The organism is Kordia algicida OT-1, from assembly GCF_000154725.1.
GTDB classification, from domain to species: Bacteria; Bacteroidota; Bacteroidia; order Flavobacteriales; family Flavobacteriaceae; genus Kordia; species Kordia algicida.
In genome coordinates this window covers 3,723,579-3,742,106 of the sequence record NZ_DS544873.1, presented here as the reverse complement: position 1 = coordinate 3,742,106, position 18,528 = coordinate 3,723,579, and the positions used below count along the sequence as shown (strand labels likewise).

The window sequence follows — 18,528 nt, the reverse complement described above, 5'->3', positions numbered from 1 at the left end:
TTACTGTTGTGGGGAAACTGTATTTGGTTAAAGATATGTAATGACGTTTCATTAGTTTCGGTTTCAAGTTGAAGTTTAAACTCAATTTCTGAAAGAGTTTTTTGTCACGAATTCACGAATTGTTTACTGTTGTAGAAAACTGAATTGAGTTTCAAATTAAAGTTCAAGTTCAGTTTCAAGTTCAACTTCAAATTCAAAGAGTTCATTCCGCAACAGCGAAAATTTAGACATAAAAAAAGCACACAAGAACTAACTTATGTGCTGCAATCGGTTTTATACTGTATTTGTATATTGTTTATTTCTGAATTTTCAGGGATTTTAAGATCGCCTCAATTTCAAACATAAAATCTCTTTTGTCTTCCGAAGGCGCAAAGGCAAATCCTTCAATCACCATGAGTCGGTTGTGATCTTTGTCATCTACCACATAGTTGATAAACGGTCCTGCCATTTGAAAGCCGTGTACTTCCCACATTCCTTTGGTTTCAAATGCAAACTTATTGTCAATCGTTGCTTCAAAGAGAAACGGTGCGTATGCTTTTTCAGTAATCATATACATTGTTTCAGGATCTCTACCAGGTACATACGCTTCACCAATGGAGTCACGCATTTTAATGATAGCATCAATCGTTGTATCGTTTTTTGGAATGCTTCCGTATGGCAAGGTGTATGCAATAATATTCATGGTTCCGTTAGAAACTTTACGCTCAAACCAAACGAAATTGTCTTCCTTTTTGACTACTTTGTATACAGAAGGAATATTTAGCGAAATTCCAAAGGTTTCCTCCAACGATTTGTCTTTGTTTAATGCTCCTTTAATGAATTGTTGCTTGGAAAGTAATTCATTGTCCTTTAGGGTTTTGATAGATTTTGCTGCATTTTCTGTAAGTTGTGCAATAATTTCATCGTCTGAACCTGATATATATACAATTTGCTGTGGTTTTGCATATACATCTCCTTTGATACGGAATTTTTTCTCGTCAGATGATTCTATAATTAAAATACTTCTGTACGTCGTAATTGGATCTTTGAATACTTCAGGATTTATTTGTTTTAGCGAAAATAGCGGTTCTTCCATTGGCAAACCATCTGTTGGTGCACCGTAAATACTTCGAATGCTATCCCCTATTTTTCCTTTCCATTGATCGTTATCAATAACAACTGCCAATAGATTTACTTTTCCTGCAGATTGTGGTTTATATCGCTCGGCAACATCTTTGTCATTCTTATCTCCACAAGAAGAAAATAATGCTAAAACAAATATAAGTGCGTATAATTTTTTCACGTGTAATGGGTTTATGATTGTTTATTTATTTTTTGGAAACCTGCAACGTCATTCCAGGTTTTAGTTTATTACCACTAATATCATTCCATTTTTTAATATTCTTGACAGAAACTCCAGGAAATTTTTGTGCAATGCTCCACAAAGAGTCGCCAGACTTGACAACATAGGTTTTTGCATTGCCTGTATTTTTTTTCTTTTGTGATGGTTTTTTGACTGCAAAACCAGGTTTTTTTGGATAAATCGTTAATCGTTGTCCAATTCGCAATCTGTTGGAACGCAATCCATTCCAGCGTTTTAAATCGCTTACGCGCACACCAAAACGTCGCGCAATTTTTCCGAGATAATCACCACTTTTTACACGATAACGCGTGCGTTTGTCCATTTGAAAAAGTTGTGGTAATGGTTTTTCTCTTTTGGCTAATTCTTCTTTTGCGAAAGCGTAAATTGCTTCTTCATTGTTTACAAATTTCCCTACTTCTTGTACGGGCAATCGCAAGGTATAATTTCTTCCTTTTATGTGTGGAATGATGTCTAATTTGTATGATGGATTAAAGAATTGAAGGTCTTCTACTTTTACGTTTAATACTTCCGAAATTTGATCGAAGGTCAATAATTGCTTCACGCGAATGGTATCGGTTGCAAAGTGTGGAGTTTCTATGTTGTCTACCTGAAAACCGTGTTCGTCTGCATATTCAAAAATATACATGGTTGCTAAGAACGCTGGCAAATATCCTGCTGTTTCGCGTGGTAAGTTTGATCGAATGTTCCAATAATTTACGTATCCGCCAGAACGTCTAATGGCTTTGGATACGTTCCCTGGACCTGAGTTGTAGGCTGCTAGTGCCAAATCCCAATCACCAAATATTTTGTAGAGACTTGCCAAGTATTGACACGCTGCTTTGGTCGATTTTACAGGATCGCTACGTTCGTCTACGTATGAGTTTACGTCTAAATCGTATTGTTTTCCTGTTTGATACATAAATTGCCACAATCCAGTAGCGCCAACTCGCGAACGTGCTCTTGGATTTAAGGCAGATTCTACGATTGCTAGGTATTTTACTTCTAATGGAATGTTGTGATTGTCCAATTCTTGTTCAAACATTGGAAAGTAGTATTGGCTGATTTTCATCAGGCGTTCCATCGATTTTTTACGTCTTTTTAAAAACCTGCGAATGACACTTTCTAACGAAGGATTGTATTCAATATTGAACGGCGTTTTGGCATTTAATCGTTCCAAACGCGCTTTTAATGTGTCTGTCGGCAAATCTTGATATACTACAGGGTCATATTTAAGTTCTGTAATTTCATTGTGAATGGTGTCAAATAAAGCTGTTCCGCTCAATTCGCGCAGCCATAAACTGTCAATTTTTGCTGCCATTTTATCATCTTGTAAATCGTAGCTTTCATTGACTTTGGTCAATACTTTTTTTCCGTCTAGTACTGTTTTTGTGCTGTCTAATTCTGGCAAGATATCATTTGCTGTACGTTTGATTTCGTTTTTGGTATCAAAATAAATCGTATCAGTCATAACGGTTTTTTTTCCATCAAGAATGATCGTGTCTTTTATAATTTTGAACGTAGGTTTTTCTTTTACTGGCTTTTTTTCATCTTCTTGGGCATTTCCCACAAAAGCTAGAGATAAGAAAAGTATGCTAAAGAGATATTTCATGTATATATAAGGCGTTTTTTCGTTTTAAACGGTTTCTATGGTATTGAAACGCGATTGGTGCTAAATTCGTGTTTTTTATTTGAATTTAGAAATTAGCGTGTATTAAAAAAGTCTAACTACAAGAATTAGACTTTTTGATATTTGTTATTTTGTTATGTGTTTTACGCTAAAATTGCTGCAATTCCTGGCAATGTTTTTCCTTCTAAGCTTTCCAACATAGCACCGCCACCTGTACTTACATAACTTACTTTTGGTTCAAAACCAAATTGTTTTACCGCAGCTACAGAATCGCCACCACCAACAAGTGAAAATGCTCCGTTTTTGGTAGCATCGGCAATAGCATTACCTAAAGCAATGGTTCCTTTGGCGAAGTTTGGCATTTCAAAAACACCTAAAGGTCCATTCCAAAGAATGGTTTTTGATTTTGCGATGACCTCAGCAAATTTTGCTTGTGTTGCTGATCCAGCGTCTAAGCCCATCCAACCGTCAGGAATTTCGGTAACGTCTACTACTTTTGTGGTTGCATCGTTGGCAAATGCATCTGCAATAACAGCATCTACTGGCAAATGAATGGTTACATTTTTGGCTTCCGCTTCTTTCATAATTTCTTTTGCCAAGTCAAGTTTGTCATCTTCTACCAATGAGTTTCCAATGCTTCCGCCTTGTGCTTTGATGAAGGTAAATGTCATTCCGCCACCAACTATTAGGTGATCTATTTTGTCTAAGATGTTATCTATGATTGTAATTTTTGACGATACTTTGGCACCTCCAAGAACTGCGGTAACTGGCTTCTCGCCTGTTTCCATCACTTTTGCAATGCTTTCTATTTCTTTTGCAAGTAACAATCCAAAGCATTTTTTATCTGTAAAGTTTTCTGCGATGACTGCTGTAGATGCGTGCGCTCTGTGTGCTGTACCAAAAGCATCATTTACGTAGATGTCTCCCAATTTGGCAAGATTCGCCGCAAAGGCTTCATCACCAGCTTTTTCTTCTTCGTGAAAACGTAAATTTTCTAATAATAATACTTCGCCATCTTCTAAACCTGCTACTGCTTTTTCAGCTTCCTCGCCAATACAGTTTCCTGCAAATTTTACTTGCACACCAATGATTTGAGAAACCGTTTCAACAATGTGACGCAGTGAATATTCTTCCTGAAACCCTTTTGGTCTTCCTAAGTGCGACATTAATACGCAACTTCCACCATCTTCTAATATTTTGATAATGGTTGGTTTTGCGGCACGAATTCGCGTATCGTCCGTAACTTGATATTGATCGTTTAAAGGAACATTAAAATCTACACGAATGAGTGCTTTTTTATCTTTAAAGTTGAAGTCGTTTAGCGTTTTCACAAGTATTTTATTTTTCGGTTATTGTTGTTTTACATCCTGAATCAGCAAGCAATATAAGTTGTTTTCTATTTTTGGGGATGACTTTTTTGAAGTTTTTTTTCATCAAACGTTTTAGTAAGCCATTCCATGAGTTAAAATTACAGTTTCTTGTTGTTTTTTACATTTTTACGATGTTTTTTCAAGGATTTTATCGTGTCTATCACACAAAAATTGAACACTTACAACTATATTTGCCACATGCTTTTTCAGGATATTTTAGGATTAACACATATTAAAAAACATCTCACATTGAGTGCCGATCGCGGACGCATTCCGCATGCACAACTTTTTGTGGGTCCAGAAGGTTGCGGAACGCTTCCGATGGCAATTGCATATGCGCAGTATGTGTTGTGTCAAAATTCGGAAGGAGAAAATGCTGGCGGAAATGACGCTTGTAATTTGAAATTTAGTAATCTTTCGCATCCCGATTTGCATTTTGCCTTTCCTGTTGCGGGAAATCATAAAGTGAAAAGTCATCCCGTATCAAAACATTTTTTGGAAGAATGGCGGCAGTTTGTTAAAGAGCAACCGTATGGAAATTTGTTCGATTGGTATAAAATGCTCGGTATTGATAATAAGCAAGGACAGATTGGTGTTGATGAAGCGCTAGATATTGTTAAATCGCTTACGCTGAAATCGTATGAAGGTGGTTATAAAGTAATGATTATTTGGATGGCAGAACGCATGAATACAGCCGCGGCAAATAAATTGTTGAAGTTAATTGAAGAACCGCCAAATAAGACCTTGTTTCTTTTGATTGCTGAAGATGAAGAACAAATTATTAATACAATTCGTTCGCGTTGCCAAATTCTACATTTTCCTCCTTTGGGCGAACAAGCGATTAAGGAATCTTTGATGAAAAACCTGAATGTTGCAGAAGCAGAAGCTACTAAAATTGCACATCAGGCAAATGGAAATTATAATAAAGCGGTAGATTTGGTACATCAAGATTCAGAAGATTTGATGTTTGAAACATGGTTTGTCGCTTGGGTTCGTTCTGCTTTTAAAGCAAAAGGAAATAAAACTGCCGTGCGTGATTTGATTGCTTGGAGCGAAGAAGTTGCCAAAACAGGACGAGAGACACAGAAGAAATTTTTAAGCTTTTGTTTGGATCTTTTTCGACAAGCGTTGCTTCAAAATTATACTGCAACCGATTTGGTGTTTTTTGAACCACATACCAAAGGTTTTTTTCTCGAAAAGTTTGCGCCTTTTGTTCACGGAAATAATATTTTGGATATTTCAAAGGAATTGCAAGATGCGATTTATCATATTGAGCGCAATGGAAATGCTAAAATCGTTTTGACAGATTTATCTATTAAATTGACGCGCTTGTTGCATCGAAAGGATCAAGCGTTGTAGGTTTTAATGTAATGACAAGCAACAGAATAGTTATTTTATTTATTTTACTTATCTTTAATTTATATTTGTATCGATTTGAAAAATTGTACGCACAACCTATTTGATGTTAATATCTAGAACAGACATATCGACACTTAAAGAATTATCTTTTACAAAAGATTTAGTTCCCGTGAAAAATATTCCAAATTCCTTTAAATTGGATTTTGATACATTTTTCTTTGGCAAAACTTTAGTTAAAAAAAATGATGTCCTATTTGTATATCCTCATGACATCAAACATTGGGTTCGTTATGTATTTTCTAAATATAGCGATTAAAGATGCTTTCTGCTTACTTACAACGCTTTAATACAGCTTTAGAAAGTTTCAGAGAAAAGTTTCCTGTTTCTGATTGGACGAGTTCGTTTAAGTCTAGTTTGATTAACGATTATTCTTTTTATTCTTCAAAAATAGAAGATGAAAAATTGCAATACGGAGATACCATTAAGTTTTTGAATGGAGAATTAGTTAGAAAAAGTAAAATGAAAAGTTTGCTTGATGTTTCTAATCACAAAGATATTTTGGAATCTATGATAAATAGATTTGAAACTTTTGAACTTACAGAAACAACTATTAAAGAAATTCATAGAAACTTGATGGGAAGCGAGTTGGCTTGGGAAATTGATTTTAATCCTCATTTGGTTGGTGAATACAGAAATATTCCAACGATAGGATATAGAGAACCTTTTTTTGCCAATAAAGAGTACGCACCTCACTATAATTTGGATGTTATTATGTCTTCCTATATTGATATTTTTAATGCAAAATTCCAAAATATAGATAATACAACTAATGAACATCATTTAATTACTGTTGTAAGCTATTTTCATAATCAGTTTTTGAATGAAATTCATCCGTTTGCTGATGGAAATGGAAGAGTTTGTAGAATAATTATCGGAACTGTTTTGATGAAGAATAATTGTCCTCCAATTTTTAAGAAGATAACTTCTGATAAAGATACGTTTGAATATATTAGTAAGATTGTTGCTTGTGAAAATGAAAATTCTAATATTCCGTTGGTGGAATTCCTAGCGAATGGTATGTCTGATTATTTGGAAGAACGTATCGCAAATTAAATACGTTTTGAATATTTTAAATATCACAAATAAAGATTCCGTTCTGCAACGAATTAGTTCATCTTTCAATATTGAGTTTTTCCTAAAAATCTACTCTAAATACTAAATTCGGCGTTAAGCCTAACGAAAATTTATCAACGGTTTCTAGACGAAATTGCACATTATCATCTTGATTTAGGAACGGACGAATTTCGTAATATCGTTCTAGCAAGTTTTTACGATCGTAGATATTGAGCAGTGAAAATCCTATTTTCCCTTTCCAATTGTTCTTTTTGTCAAAGTTAAACGTGTACGTTCCTGAGAAATCCAAACGATGATAGTCAGGAATACGCGTACTATTCGTATCTCCAATAAATACGAATAAGTCTCCATTGGCTTGCGTTTGCGATGTTACAGGCGTGTATGGCGTTCCTGTGCGGTAATTCCAACCTAAAGAGAATTTAAAGTTGTTTATGGTGTACGAATGCGCCCAACGGAAGTAATGACGAATGTCGTAGTTCCCAGGAAATGTAAGTCCGTTGTTAATGAGCGAGAATTCAAATTTGTTATCTGTGTATGAATAGCTCATCCACGTTTGGTAATCGTTGATCTTTTTTTCAATGAGCACATCTACTCCGTATATGTTACTTTTTCCTTCTGTAAAGGTTTCTAAAACACTGGTGTTTCCAAAACTTCTGTTGAAAGATGTAAGTCCCGAAATGTTTTTGTAATACGCATCTAAGTCTATACGCCAGCCTTTTTTATTGAATAAAACTCCTGCTGAAATTTGCCTGCTTTTTAGTATTGGAAATTCATCACCATTGGCAATTGCCCACACTTGATTTTCCAAGCCAAAGTTTGCTGTATTGAATTCTAAAATTTGACTAACCGCTTGGTGTTTGAGTTCTCCTGAAAAGTTAATACTAAAACGTTTGTTGAGTTTTTTCTCGATGTACAATCTCGGTTCAAAAAACGCACGTTTTGTAGTACTAAAATAGTTCATTCGTAAACCTGCATTGATAATCAATTCATTTTTGTTGTTGTATTTGAATGATGTAAATGCTGCGTGTGAATTGTTGATGTTTTCCTCTCCTGCATCGTATGTAGTGACACCATCTTCCGTGCCTCTAAAACCAGAAAAACCAAACGAGACATCATTGGATGAAAATTGATATCCTGATTGTAAGCTTCGTTTTTCGTCTATTTTCCAAGTTGTGTTGTAGGCAAGTCCAATGTCTTTTATTTTGTTTCGTTTTTGATCTTGCTCCGTAATTTCTACAATGTCTCCTCTAAAAGTTCCTAAGTAATCAAAGTCAAATCGAGAATAATATGCATCTAACGTATGCGAGAAATTAGGACTCCACTGGCGTTTCCAAAATCCGCTAAACCCTGCATTGCGAATGCTTAGTTGATCGCGTGATGTTTCTTCAAATAGTTCTATTTCTGAGGTAAAATCAAGTTCATTTTTTGTTCGCAAAGTACTTAACATTACCTCATCTTTATCGGAGAGTTTTCCAATAAATTTTATGGTGTAATCTGTAAAAAAGAACCTGTTTTCAGTTTCAGAGAATACATTTTCAATGATTTCGGAGCTTTTGGTAATTTTTGTGTTTTGAAATACACGTTCTGAAAAGTTGTTGTAGGTAAACGTTTCCCAGACATCTGTAAAAGCGCGTCGCGCAGAAACTGTAACACCAAAGTTTTTAGCAATTGGTATTTTTAAATATGCGTCAGCATGTGTCATATTAAACCCAAATCCGCCAGATAGTTTTTCAGGCACTTTGGTGTCTGTTTGAATGTCAATAACTCCCGAAATACGATCTCCATAACGCGTTTCGGTTCCGCTTTTGTATACAGAAACTTCTTCTATTACGTACGGATTGAAGGCAGAAATTAATCCGAAAAAATGTCCAGAGTGATACATTTTTATGCCATCCCATAAAATTAGGTTTTGATCGGGCGTCCCACCACGAATGAATAATCCTGAAGCAGTTTCGTTAGGACTTTGAATTCCTGGTAAGAGTTGAATGCTTTGTAATACATCTGGTTCTGTAAGTCCGGGAAGAATTCCGAGTTTTGAAGGCGATAATGACAATGCACCATCTGTTTTTTTGTTGATTCCTGAGGTAAGATAGTTGCTTATTAAAACCGTTCCTAAGTCGTACTGATCGGCTTCCATAGAAACTTTTTCGCAAGGATTTTTTTGCAATTCTTTAGCAATTAGTCGTTTGGTTTTGTAGCCTAAGAAACGAACTTCAATAGTATCGGAAGGAAATGCTAAAAATAATTCGAATCGTCCATTATTGTTGGTGACAGTTCCTTTGTATTGCGATATGTTTACAACAGAAGCTTCTACGATAGGCAATTGACTTTTGGAATCGACCAAAACGCCACATATACGAATTTTTCCTGCTTGCGATTGGTTTCTGATGACGTAGTAACGTTCGTTTACTTTTTCGAATACGATAGGAACTATTTCTTGTAAACGTTGAAAAACGGTATTGAGTGAAGCATCTTTCAGCGTAAGCGTAATTATTTTTCCTTCTGCGAGTTCTGCTTTATAGGAAAATTTTACATCAAAGGCTTTTTCTATCGTTGTTAAGGCGTCTTGAAGTGGTTCTTTTTCAAACGAAAGCGACACATTGTTTTGGGCTAACAATGCATGTGTGATGAACAGTAAGACAACACTTATGACACTTTTCATAGACGTAACGGTAAAATTCCATTGTGCGATTCCTTTTTTGTCGTAAAAAAGGGTTGATTATTTCGCTTTTTTAAGAATAACTGTTTTTTCGTCCTTAAAAGTATATGAAATTTCCATAGGAACAAAAACTGTTCGAAGTGCAAGTTTTAGGTTTTTGTGTGAAAATGTTCCTGTAAAACGTTGCTTTGTGTCTATTGAATCAACATTAAATTGTACTCCGTATTGATCTTGTAAAGCTGTAATAACATGTTTTATAGGCATTTCCCTAAAGTTACTTTCGCCATCTCTCCACGATGCATCATTGGTGTTGAAGTTCCAAGAGGTAGTTTCGCCATTTATAAAAGAAAATGCGTTTCCTTGTGTTAAAATTGCAGTTTCTTGATTTTTGGAAGTTACTTTTACTTTTCCTTCATGACATTTTACTTCAAAAATAGCATCATCTGTAAGTACATTAAATTGTGTTCCAAGTACTTCAACAGTTCCTGAAGTTGTGGTTACTGTAAATTTTTCTCCTTTTTCAACTTTAAAATAAGCTTCTCCATCTAAAACAATATTTCTATTACTGTCCCAAGAGTTTTTATTGTAAGAAAGTGTCGTTTTTGCGTTTAAGATTGCTTCAGAACCATCTGGCAAAGTTACTGTCATTTGGTCGCCAAAAGTGGTTTCAAAATTGGTATCGGCGTTTACATAGAAGTATGAAAAACCTACAAATAAGAGTATTACTGCGGCTGCACTGTACAACCATGAAGTGCGTATTTTTCTTACTTTAGGTTCAGCAATTTGTTGTTTCTGTTGAATCGATTTCAATACGGATTTTTTATCAAAAGAAGGTGCTTCCATCAGGTCAACACTTTCAATGATATGCAGATAGTCCTGATATTCCTCAGAATTTTCAAACCGAAGTTTTTCTTCTTCTGTGAGTGTATCAGCAAGCCATCTTGCTAAAAACGTATCATCATTTTTTTCTTTCATCATTTTTATTTGATTCGGTTATTAAACAGTTTCCAACTGAAATACCCTACTTTTTTTTAAATATTTCCTATTTCTTTTCGCAAAGTTACCAATGCTTTGTGCATTCGCTTCTCGACAGCTTTTACAGAAAGTCCAATGATTTCTGCAATTTCAACATATGTTTTTTTGTCTATTCTGTTGAGTAAGAACACTTCACGTTGTCCTTCTGGTAGTTTTGCAATGGTGCGTTGTAGCTTTTCTTGGAATTCTTTTTGTTGCAACACAAATTCTGGAGTTTCGTTTGAAACACTACTTCCCTTTTGCTGTTTGTATTTGAGCACAACTTTTTGATGCGCTACTTCATTTAGAAACATATTGTTGGCAACGGTAAATAAATACGATTTGGCTTTTGTGTAAATTACCTTTGCACAGTTTTTCCAAAGTTTGATGAATGCTTCTTGTACAATATCTTCTGCTTGTTGCTCACTACCACATTTGTAATACACAAAATTCCGAAGTGTTTCGGCATGTGTATTAAAGATGGTTTCGTAGTGTTTTGATTCACAAACAGATTTTTCTTCTGTAGCCATTGATTAACGATTCATTTTTTGGATTTTCAAAACTACGTAAATTTATTTTTAAATTTTTTTTAAATAATTGGTAGGGTATTTTCAAAGTTACCTGTTTTATCAACAAATTAAGCAACGAAAAAATATCAATTACTTAGAAATTTAACATTTCTAACACGTTCATAAAACAAATTAAGTTCAATTAAGTCGGTTTTTTATTAGTTGAAAATAAAGCGGCAGCAAAGCTATTGAGATCGAGGCTAAAGTCTTTGTTGCCCTTTTTTTTAACTGAACAAAAAAATTAGGATGGGAAAAGAATGCTATGAAAAAGAAAAACAACTATTTCGATAGTTGTCTCACAGAATTCGGGAAAAAGAAAATACATCTCAAAACCTATTTACTAGTTTTTCTTCCCTCGGTAATATCTTTTTATTGCCGAGGTTTTTTTGTGCCTATTTTGAACGTATTGCTCTAAAATTTATCTTTTATTTTTTTCTTTCTTCCCATATTAAAGATTCCAATTTTTATTCCCATTCCCACAGAAAATCCTTTGATATTGTCTTTTTCATAAAACGGCAATTGAAACGATTCTGAGATACGATAGCGCACACCTGTTTCTATTTGTACAAAGCGTGAAATGTTGTACAATATGTTTACGCCAGGTTCTACAATGAAAAAGGAATCGTAATCGTACGTGTCATTTTCCAAAGGTGTTTCATCAAAGTCGCCGTTTGCCTTTTTTTCAAGTATGGTAATGCCACCGCCACCAATCATTAGTGGAAATGATACACTTATAAATCTGTTTCCAAATAGAATTGGTTCTAAGTGCAATCCGCCATAAGCGCCCACTAAAAATACCTCATCGCCTCTGTAAACATTGGTATTATTGGGTTGCGAACTGAAAAATGCGCTTCCTGAGAGTCCAATTTCAAATTTTCTGTTGGCTACATACGCTAATTTTAGATTGAAAACTCCTGCATCTTCGTTGGAAATTCTTCCGTATTGCGGTGTAAATCCCAAATAGACGCCGTGTACAATGTTTTTCCGATCGTCAAATTCGACATAATCTTCGGTTTCGTTGGTTTGTGCTGTGAGTATATTGAAAATGAATAGTGTGAATACTACAGTGATTAACTTCTTCATTTTTATGAGTTTTTCGTTTGTTGCTTTTATAATTCTTTTAATAAGATTACGCCTTTGTAACCTGTACAGGTAATGGTTCCGTTGTTTTTTGCGCCATATGATGCGCTTATGCGTCTTATTTTGTCTTTTCGGTCTATGATTTCGCTTTCTATGTTATTCATAGTTTTTGGAATGCGCAATACACCTTGTTCGAGTTTTGCTTTGAAAGTGAAATTGATGTCTGAAATGTTGATGTATACTTCCGATTCTTTTTGATTGATGTTGATTTCTGGCGATGTCGTAATGTGTTTTAGCACACGCAATTCGCCATAATATAAATCGAGTATGGTTTTTCCTCCGAGATTTTTCAAAAATGTTTTTGAGTGTTTAATGCTTCCTGAAATTCCATCCACTTTTAAGATGTCTGTATTGTCTTTGTTCGAATTTAATTCCAAATTTTTCATGTTGTTCAGCGTCATTTCTGAACCGTCAGACGTTATTTTTAAATCGTTTCCGTTATGAATTGTCAGCGTTGCATCATTTGCTTTTACTGTTGATGCTTCTAAATTGATCGCGTTGAGTTTGCCAAATTTTATCGTAATATCTGCATTTTGAATAGCGCTTGAAAGTTGCATTTTTCCATGTTCTATATTTGCTTTCAACGCTCCATTCCAATCAGAAATAATAATATTACCATAGGTATTGTAGACTTCCATCATTGCCTTTTTGGGCATATATATGGTGTAGTTTATTTTTGTTTTTTCATTTTTAAACGGATCTAATCGTCCGAGAAATCCACCTTCTTTTTTAGCAATTGTTGATGTCAGTTTGAGTTCTGTATCGGTAAGAATGATAGATGTTTTTACGCGGTTCAGGAGTTTTTCAGATTTTTCTGCATTTTTGCTCTCGGCTTCAATATTGACGATAATTTCAATACTGTTTTTCTCCCAACCGCTTACAAAGATATCGCCGTACTTATTTTCTAAATACAGTTTGCTTTCATTACTGAATGCATGCGTTTCTTTGATTTCTTTGGTGCGTTTGTGTTGTGCGAGCGTACTTTGAAACGAAAGCAAACACACTACACCAATAAGTACGGTTTTATAAAATGAGCTCGCCATCGTCTGCGGTATTTTGAACTGGATACGATCTGCGTAAAAGATCTTCCATAAGTTGAATTTTTTTTCTGTAATTATTGATAATAGCTTCTATAATGAGTTGATTATTAACACCTTGTTTGAGTTCTTTTTTTAGTTTTATGTATTCTTTGTCTAGCGTATCAATATGGCTTAAAAAGGCTTCTTGTTCTTGTTTGGAAAGGTTGGCACTCGTTTTTACCAGTTGTATTTGATTTTGCACCAATGATTTGTAATGTGTATCTATTTGACGAAATTCGTCACTTACCATATCGTATTCGCCTGCTGTTTTATTGGTGTTGAAATATAGAAACAGGCAACCAAAAAGCAACACAATAGCTGCGGCAACTCTAAAAGAAGCTTTTTTCCATAATGGAATTCCTTTTTTAGGTGTTTCAGGCAATTGTTCACTGATTTTTTCCCATAAAGCTAGCTTGTCAACTTCATTTATGGAATGATCGTCGAATTGGTTTTTGTGGGATTGTATGTAGTTTTTTAATTCGTCTTTCATAATCAATTGATTAATTGGATTAACTTCTTTTTTGCTCTGTGATATTGCGATTTTGAAGTTGATACACTGATTTCTAAAATGTCTCCTATTTCTGTATGATCGTAACCTTCTATGAGATAAAGATTGATAATGGTTTGATAGCCGTTTGGCAATTGCTGAATGGCATTTTTTATTTTACTTATATCTAACTGTGTTGGTTTGAGTTCTTCTGTTTCCGAAATCCAATATTCTTGATCTTCTATAGCAACTAGCGGAATTCGTTTTACTTTTAAATAGTTGATGCTTTTGTTGATGACAATTCGTTTTAGCCAAGAACCAAAGGTGCTTTCGTATTTGAAGGATTCAAGGTTTTTGAACGCATCAACAAAACTGTCTTGTACTATATCTTCCGCATCTTCTTTTATTTTTACCATCCGAATACTCACATTAAACATAGCATCAACGTATAATGAATACAGTTGGTATTGCATTTTACGGTTTCCTAGCTTGCTCTTTTCTATAAGCTCTTTATGTGTAAATAAGATAGCGTTGCTCACTATGGATTAAAATATGGTGACGATTGTTGTTTTTAGTATAGACAACCAAATTTTTGAAAGGTTGCATTTTTTGTGAAAAAGTTTTTTACGGCTGATAATATACAGTTTACATTTTTTGTGAAAGACTTGTTTTCCCATAAAAAAAGTGCAGTTTCTGATGAAATTGCGCTTTTTTCTGAATAAATGTTTGATTTCTATACTTTATTGAAATGTAAAATCTATTTCATCAAATTCTGTCACTCTAAAATAGCCGAAAGCATAGTTGGCTTCGTTGGTTTGATTTAACTAATTATTATAAATTTTTAAAAAGTAAATAAATTCTTATTTTTAAAATATAACTTACTAACAGAATTTGAAAGATTTATAATATGAAGTATCTCAAAATATTACCAATAATTGCGTCTATAATAACTATTACAGTTTTTATTATGAAGTTAATTGGTTTAATTGAAATAGATGGGGTAAACCACCTATTACCTAAAATTCATATAGATTCTATTTTTTCTAAAGTAGTCTTAATGGTTATAGTAGAGTTCGTTATTGCCTTTAGTTATGGTTTCATATTATACATTATTTTCAAAAAAAGTAAAGGAATTGGCTGTTATACATATATATTTCTTACAATATTTATTTCTTGGATAAGACTAAATAATTACAAGGTTTTATTTTTTCCAGATAAAACAAATTCCGATTTACATCAGTATCCTCTCAATCAAAACTTTTATATGACTCTAATTATAGGGACAATTTTTTTCTCTATTATTCTAACTTCTTTCATAACTCGATATAGAGAAGAAGTGAAGGAAGAAAAAATAGGATGCTTAGGAATTTTTATGTCTTGGTTTATTGCATATATCTCTCAATATATTTTCATGATATTTATAATTTCTATTGAAAGGTAAAATCTATTTCATCAAATTCTGTGACTCTAAAATAACCGAAAGCATAGTTGGCTTCATTGGTTTGATTGACGCAGTTTCCTCTGATTTCTGCTGGAGTTACTGAAAATGGATCACCGCCAGAGTCATATTGTTCTATCAATAATGAAATGAAGTTGTAATAACGTTCTGAGATTCCAAAGAGTCTAATGTTTACCGTGTCTCCAGGATTGTATTCTGCTTCAGGATCTTCATCATCACGTTCTTTTTCAAAGAATTCTTCTTGTACGTTTCCATTGGTAAATTCGTCGGATTGCGTTTCTAATTCCGCAAATAAATCTGTGTCTTCTTTTATTCGAACCATATAGAAATTTTCTTCGTCGGCAGGATCGTCAAAAAAGATGGTTACGTCTAGTACTTCATCGTCAAATCCGCCTTCAAGAGATTGCGTAGGATTCATAATTGGCGTCACAGGAATTAAGTTTTCCGTTGCTGTATATGTTTCTCCGTTGTAAATGACTTCTAAGGTGTAGGAATCGTTTAAAACAGGAACAAAGTTGGTAATTGTGTAGTTTCCGTCATTTTGATCGACAAAATTGTAAACTGCATTCGAGTTGTTGTTCGTCACTCGTACAGAAGCGCCAATAACACTTGTATTTGTGGTAGTATCAAAAAACGGTGTCGATGTGCTTAGTTTTATGGTTTGGTTGTTTCCCGCTGTTCCTTTTTTCCAATCGAGAGAAGCTTCAATCACCAAACGTGGCGGTGCTTCAGGAACATCTACATCAATTTTATCATCGCAGGAAATAAACGTGATAATTAGTGCTAAAAAAACCGTGAATTTTATATTTTTTGTCATGATCTTAGAATTTAAAATTATACGTTATGGATGGAATGACACTTCCAAAAACCGAAAGTCTACGAGCTTCGTTGATTCCAGTATCAAAGTCTTGTGTAAATGAGATGGAAGCAGCGTTTCTTCTCGCGTAAGCGTTATAGAGACCAAAAACCCATTCGCCTTGCCAACGCCTGTTTTTATTTTTCGTCGGCGTATATGTTGCTGATAAATCTAGTCGGTGATATGCTGGCAAACGATTGGCGTTTCGAGCATCGTAACTTGCAATGGATAGTCCTTCATATTCGTATTGTCCGTTTGGATAGGTTACAGGACGACCAGTTTGATAGGCAAAGTTGGCACTGAATTTCCATTTTTCACTAAAGTCATAACTTCCTGTGATCGAAATATCGTGTGTTCTGTCAAATGGTGTGTTGTACCAATTTCCTCTATTAATTCCTGGTCCACCAGCATTTCCGCCAGGTGCTCTTTGTTCAGATTTTGATAAGGTATAGGCCAACCAACCTTTGAGCTTTCCTTTGTTTTTACGAAATAGAATTTCCAAACCGTACGCTCTGGCTTCTCCGTTTAGGATTTCAGTTTCAATGTTATTTGTCCCGATTAAGTCAGAACCATCAATGTAATCAATACGATTGTCTACATTTTTATAGTAGGTTTCTACTTCTAGCGAGTATTTTTTGTCATTGAAGTTTCTGTAATACCCAACGGCATATTGATTGGATTTTTGTGGCTGAATGTAACGTCCGCTTGGCGCCCAAACATCTAATGGTGTTACTGAAACCGTGTTAGAAAGTAAGTGAACGTATTGTACCGAACGCGTGTAACTTGCTTTTACAGATGATTTGTCATTGAGTTGATACGATAGTCCAAGTCTTGGCTCAACATTTGCAAAGGTTTTGATACTTTCACTTTTCCCGTAGTTGGTTGTGCCAATTTCTTCACCTTCTTCATAGATGCCAATTTCTTCATTGTAAACTACAGGTTGATCGTTGGCATAATCAGACAATTCTTGTCCGCCTAAGCGAGAAAATGTACTGAATCGTAAACCATATTGTGCTGTGAGTTTGTCCGTAAGTTGATGTTCTGCACTGATGTACGCCGCAGCTTCAAAGGCTCTTTTTTGATCGAGTTTTCGGAAGTTTATTGGCGAACTTGGATCGGTAGGTTTTACTTCTCCAGGATTGAAATCATACGTAATTCCGCTGACTCCAAAGTCTAGTTTTATTTTGTCATTGGCATAATAACGTAAGTCGTATTTTAGGTTGAAGTTTTTGATGTCAGAAACCCAATCTAATTGAATAAAGTCTAAAACGAGTCTGTAATCGTATTTACTGTAAATTAACGATAGGTTTGAGAATAGTTTTTCATTGAATACATGATTCCAACGTAAGTTTGCCGAAGCATTTCCGTAACGGTTTTTGACAAATTGAGAAATGTCGAAAATATCTCTCCCAAAATATCCTGAAAGATAGATTCGGTTGTTTTCGTTGATTTCGTAGTTGGTTTTTAGATTGAGATCGTAAAACGAGATTTTATCGTCTTTTAGTTCTTCTATTAGCGGAAGAAATAAGTGTGCATACGAGGTTCTTCCTGCAACCAAGAATGAGCCTTTTTTGTTAAACATCGGACCTTCTACCGCCAAACGACTTGAAATGATTCCGACACCACCATTTACTTCCAAGTTTTTACTGTTTCCATCTTTTTGACGTACGTCTAATACCGAAGAAATTCGTCCTCCAAATTTTGCAGGAATGTCTCCTTTGTAGAGTTTGATATCTTTGATAGCATCTGCATTAAAGACTGAGAAAAAACCAAAAAAGTGTGAAGTATTGTATATAATTGCTTCGTCGAGTAATACTAAATTTTGATCGGCAGCACCACCACGAACGTTAAATCCGGCACTTCCTTCTCCACTATTGGTAACTCCTGGCAACATTTGAATGGATTTGATAACGTCAACTTCTCCCAAAACTACGGGCATTTGTTTGATGGTTTCTGCATTGAGTTTGGAGACACTCATTTGCGGTTTTCGGATGCTTACACGTTCTGATTCTTCTGCTTCGATGACAACCGTTTCTAGTGAGGTTGAAGCTTCTTCGATTTCAAAATTTACCGTTTGGTCTACAGTAAGCGTAATTTCCTTAGTAATGTCTTGATAGCCGAGAAAGGAAATGACAAGTGTGTACGTTCCTGATGGAGCTGTTAAGGAATAGAAACCATATTCATTGGTGACTGCTCCAATAGTTGTTCCTTTGAGATATACAGTTGCGCCAAGCAAGGTTTCACCATTTTTTTTGTCTTTTACGGTTCCGCTTACGCTAAATTTTTCTTGCGCAAAGAGAAATGTGCTCATTAAAAGACAAATCCAGATAACACTGTTTTTCATTGTTTGTGAGGTTTTCTAATTGATAGTATACAGCTATTGACAGTTAGGAAAGTAAAAGGTTGCATGATTAGTGATAATTTGTATGTAAA

At 34.8% G+C, this 18,528-nt stretch carries 14 protein-coding genes; 2 read left to right on the top strand and 12 right to left on the bottom strand.

Features of this window, described 5'->3' with window-relative positions; translation table 11 throughout:
- Window positions 1-295: 295 nt before the first annotated feature.
- The 3 genes from KAOT1_RS16030 to KAOT1_RS16020 all read right to left on the bottom strand — a co-directional run bounded on the left by KAOT1_RS16030 (window position 296) and on the right by KAOT1_RS16020 (window position 4,300).
- On the bottom strand, window positions 296-1,282 hold the full coding sequence (locus KAOT1_RS16030; protein WP_007095910.1) for a DUF4837 family protein: 987 nt from the start codon (window positions 1,280-1,282) through the stop codon (window positions 296-298).
- A gap of 25 nt (window positions 1,283-1,307) precedes the next feature.
- The gene (locus KAOT1_RS16025; protein ID WP_007095909.1) at window positions 1,308-2,951 is read right to left on the bottom strand and encodes a LysM peptidoglycan-binding domain-containing protein; all 1,644 of its coding nucleotides are present in this window, start codon (window positions 2,949-2,951) and stop codon (window positions 1,308-1,310) included.
- A 161-nt stretch (window positions 2,952-3,112) separates the two neighbouring features.
- Window positions 3,113-4,300 carry a phosphoglycerate kinase gene (locus tag KAOT1_RS16020; RefSeq protein WP_007095908.1) on the bottom strand — a complete coding sequence of 396 codons (1,188 nt, stop codon included), beginning with the start codon at window positions 4,298-4,300 and terminating at the stop codon, window positions 3,113-3,115.
- 237 nt (window positions 4,301-4,537) lie between these two features.
- Between KAOT1_RS16020 and KAOT1_RS16015 the strand changes: the two genes are divergently transcribed.
- Both KAOT1_RS16015 and KAOT1_RS16005 read left to right on the top strand, forming a co-directional pair.
- Window positions 4,538-5,698 carry a DNA polymerase III subunit gene (locus KAOT1_RS16015; protein ID WP_007095907.1) on the top strand — a complete coding sequence of 387 codons (1,161 nt, stop codon included), beginning with the start codon at window positions 4,538-4,540 and terminating at the stop codon, window positions 5,696-5,698.
- Between the two features lie 318 nt (window positions 5,699-6,016).
- Window positions 6,017-6,811 (top strand): Fic family protein, encoded by a 795-nt coding sequence (locus KAOT1_RS16005; protein WP_007095905.1) that lies wholly within the window; start codon window positions 6,017-6,019, stop codon window positions 6,809-6,811.
- 82 nt (window positions 6,812-6,893) lie between these two features.
- Here the strand turns inward: KAOT1_RS16005 and KAOT1_RS16000 are convergent, their stop codons facing one another.
- From KAOT1_RS16000 to KAOT1_RS15955, 9 genes are all read right to left on the bottom strand, one after another.
- Window positions 6,894-9,494, bottom strand: a complete 2,601-nt coding sequence (locus KAOT1_RS16000; protein ID WP_040559618.1) for a TonB-dependent receptor plug domain-containing protein — start codon at window positions 9,492-9,494, stop codon at window positions 6,894-6,896.
- Between the two features lie 57 nt (window positions 9,495-9,551).
- On the bottom strand, window positions 9,552-10,469 hold the full coding sequence (locus tag KAOT1_RS15995; RefSeq protein WP_050765274.1) for a FecR family protein: 918 nt from the start codon (window positions 10,467-10,469) through the stop codon (window positions 9,552-9,554).
- A 53-nt stretch (window positions 10,470-10,522) separates the two neighbouring features.
- Window positions 10,523-11,035, bottom strand: coding sequence for an RNA polymerase sigma factor (locus KAOT1_RS15990; RefSeq protein WP_007095902.1), 513 nt, complete (start codon window positions 11,033-11,035; stop codon window positions 10,523-10,525).
- A 450-nt stretch (window positions 11,036-11,485) separates the two neighbouring features.
- Entirely contained in the window at window positions 11,486-12,157 is a 672-nt protein-coding gene (locus KAOT1_RS15985; protein ID WP_007095901.1) for a hypothetical protein, read from the bottom strand.
- A 26-nt stretch (window positions 12,158-12,183) separates the two neighbouring features.
- Window positions 12,184-13,257 carry a hypothetical protein gene (locus tag KAOT1_RS15980; RefSeq protein WP_007095900.1) on the bottom strand — a complete coding sequence of 358 codons (1,074 nt, stop codon included), beginning with the start codon at window positions 13,255-13,257 and terminating at the stop codon, window positions 12,184-12,186.
- Window positions 13,238-13,783: a hypothetical protein gene (locus KAOT1_RS15975; RefSeq protein ID WP_040559617.1), complete on the bottom strand. Its 546-nt coding sequence runs from the start codon at window positions 13,781-13,783 to the stop codon at window positions 13,238-13,240. The genes KAOT1_RS15980 and KAOT1_RS15975 overlap by 20 nt, the downstream gene beginning before the upstream one ends.
- A 2-nt stretch (window positions 13,784-13,785) precedes the next feature.
- Window positions 13,786-14,253 (bottom strand): RNA polymerase sigma factor, encoded by a 468-nt coding sequence (locus tag KAOT1_RS15970; RefSeq protein ID WP_007095898.1) that lies wholly within the window; start codon window positions 14,251-14,253, stop codon window positions 13,786-13,788.
- Window positions 14,254-15,207: 954 nt separating this feature from the next.
- Complete coding sequence (locus KAOT1_RS15960) at window positions 15,208-16,056, bottom strand: DUF4249 domain-containing protein (RefSeq protein ID WP_007095896.1); 849 nt, start codon at window positions 16,054-16,056, stop codon at window positions 15,208-15,210.
- A 4-nt stretch (window positions 16,057-16,060) separates the two neighbouring features.
- Window positions 16,061-18,439, bottom strand: coding sequence for a TonB-dependent receptor (locus KAOT1_RS15955; protein ID WP_007095895.1), 2,379 nt, complete (start codon window positions 18,437-18,439; stop codon window positions 16,061-16,063).
- Window positions 18,440-18,528: the final 89 nt, after the last annotated feature.

Excerpts from the sequence above, each read along its gene's own strand:
- KAOT1_RS16025 (WP_007095909.1), bottom strand. The coding sequence starts at position 2,951 with ATGAAATATCTCTTTAGCATACTTTTCTTATCTCTAGCTTTTGTGGGA.
- KAOT1_RS16015 (WP_007095907.1), top strand. The coding sequence starts at position 4,538 with ATGCTTTTTCAGGATATTTTAGGATTAACACATATTAAAAAACATCTC.
- KAOT1_RS16005 (WP_007095905.1), top strand. The coding sequence starts at position 6,017 with ATGCTTTCTGCTTACTTACAACGCTTTAATACAGCTTTAGAAAGTTTC.
- KAOT1_RS16000 (WP_040559618.1), bottom strand. The coding sequence starts at position 9,494 with ATGAAAAGTGTCATAAGTGTTGTCTTACTGTTCATCACACATGCATTG.
- KAOT1_RS15995 (WP_050765274.1), bottom strand. The coding sequence starts at position 10,469 with ATGATGAAAGAAAAAAATGATGATACGTTTTTAGCAAGATGGCTTGCT.
- KAOT1_RS15990 (WP_007095902.1), bottom strand. The coding sequence starts at position 11,035 with ATGGCTACAGAAGAAAAATCTGTTTGTGAATCAAAACACTACGAAACC.
- KAOT1_RS15985 (WP_007095901.1), bottom strand. The coding sequence starts at position 12,157 with ATGAAGAAGTTAATCACTGTAGTATTCACACTATTCATTTTCAATATA.
- KAOT1_RS15980 (WP_007095900.1), bottom strand. The coding sequence starts at position 13,257 with ATGGCGAGCTCATTTTATAAAACCGTACTTATTGGTGTAGTGTGTTTG.
- KAOT1_RS15975 (WP_040559617.1), bottom strand. The coding sequence starts at position 13,783 with ATGAAAGACGAATTAAAAAACTACATACAATCCCACAAAAACCAATTC.
- KAOT1_RS15970 (WP_007095898.1), bottom strand. The coding sequence starts at position 14,253 with ATGCAATACCAACTGTATTCATTATACGTTGATGCTATGTTTAATGTG.
- KAOT1_RS15960 (WP_007095896.1), bottom strand. The coding sequence starts at position 16,056 with ATGACAAAAAATATAAAATTCACGGTTTTTTTAGCACTAATTATCACG.
- KAOT1_RS15955 (WP_007095895.1), bottom strand. The coding sequence starts at position 18,439 with ATGAAAAACAGTGTTATCTGGATTTGTCTTTTAATGAGCACATTTCTC.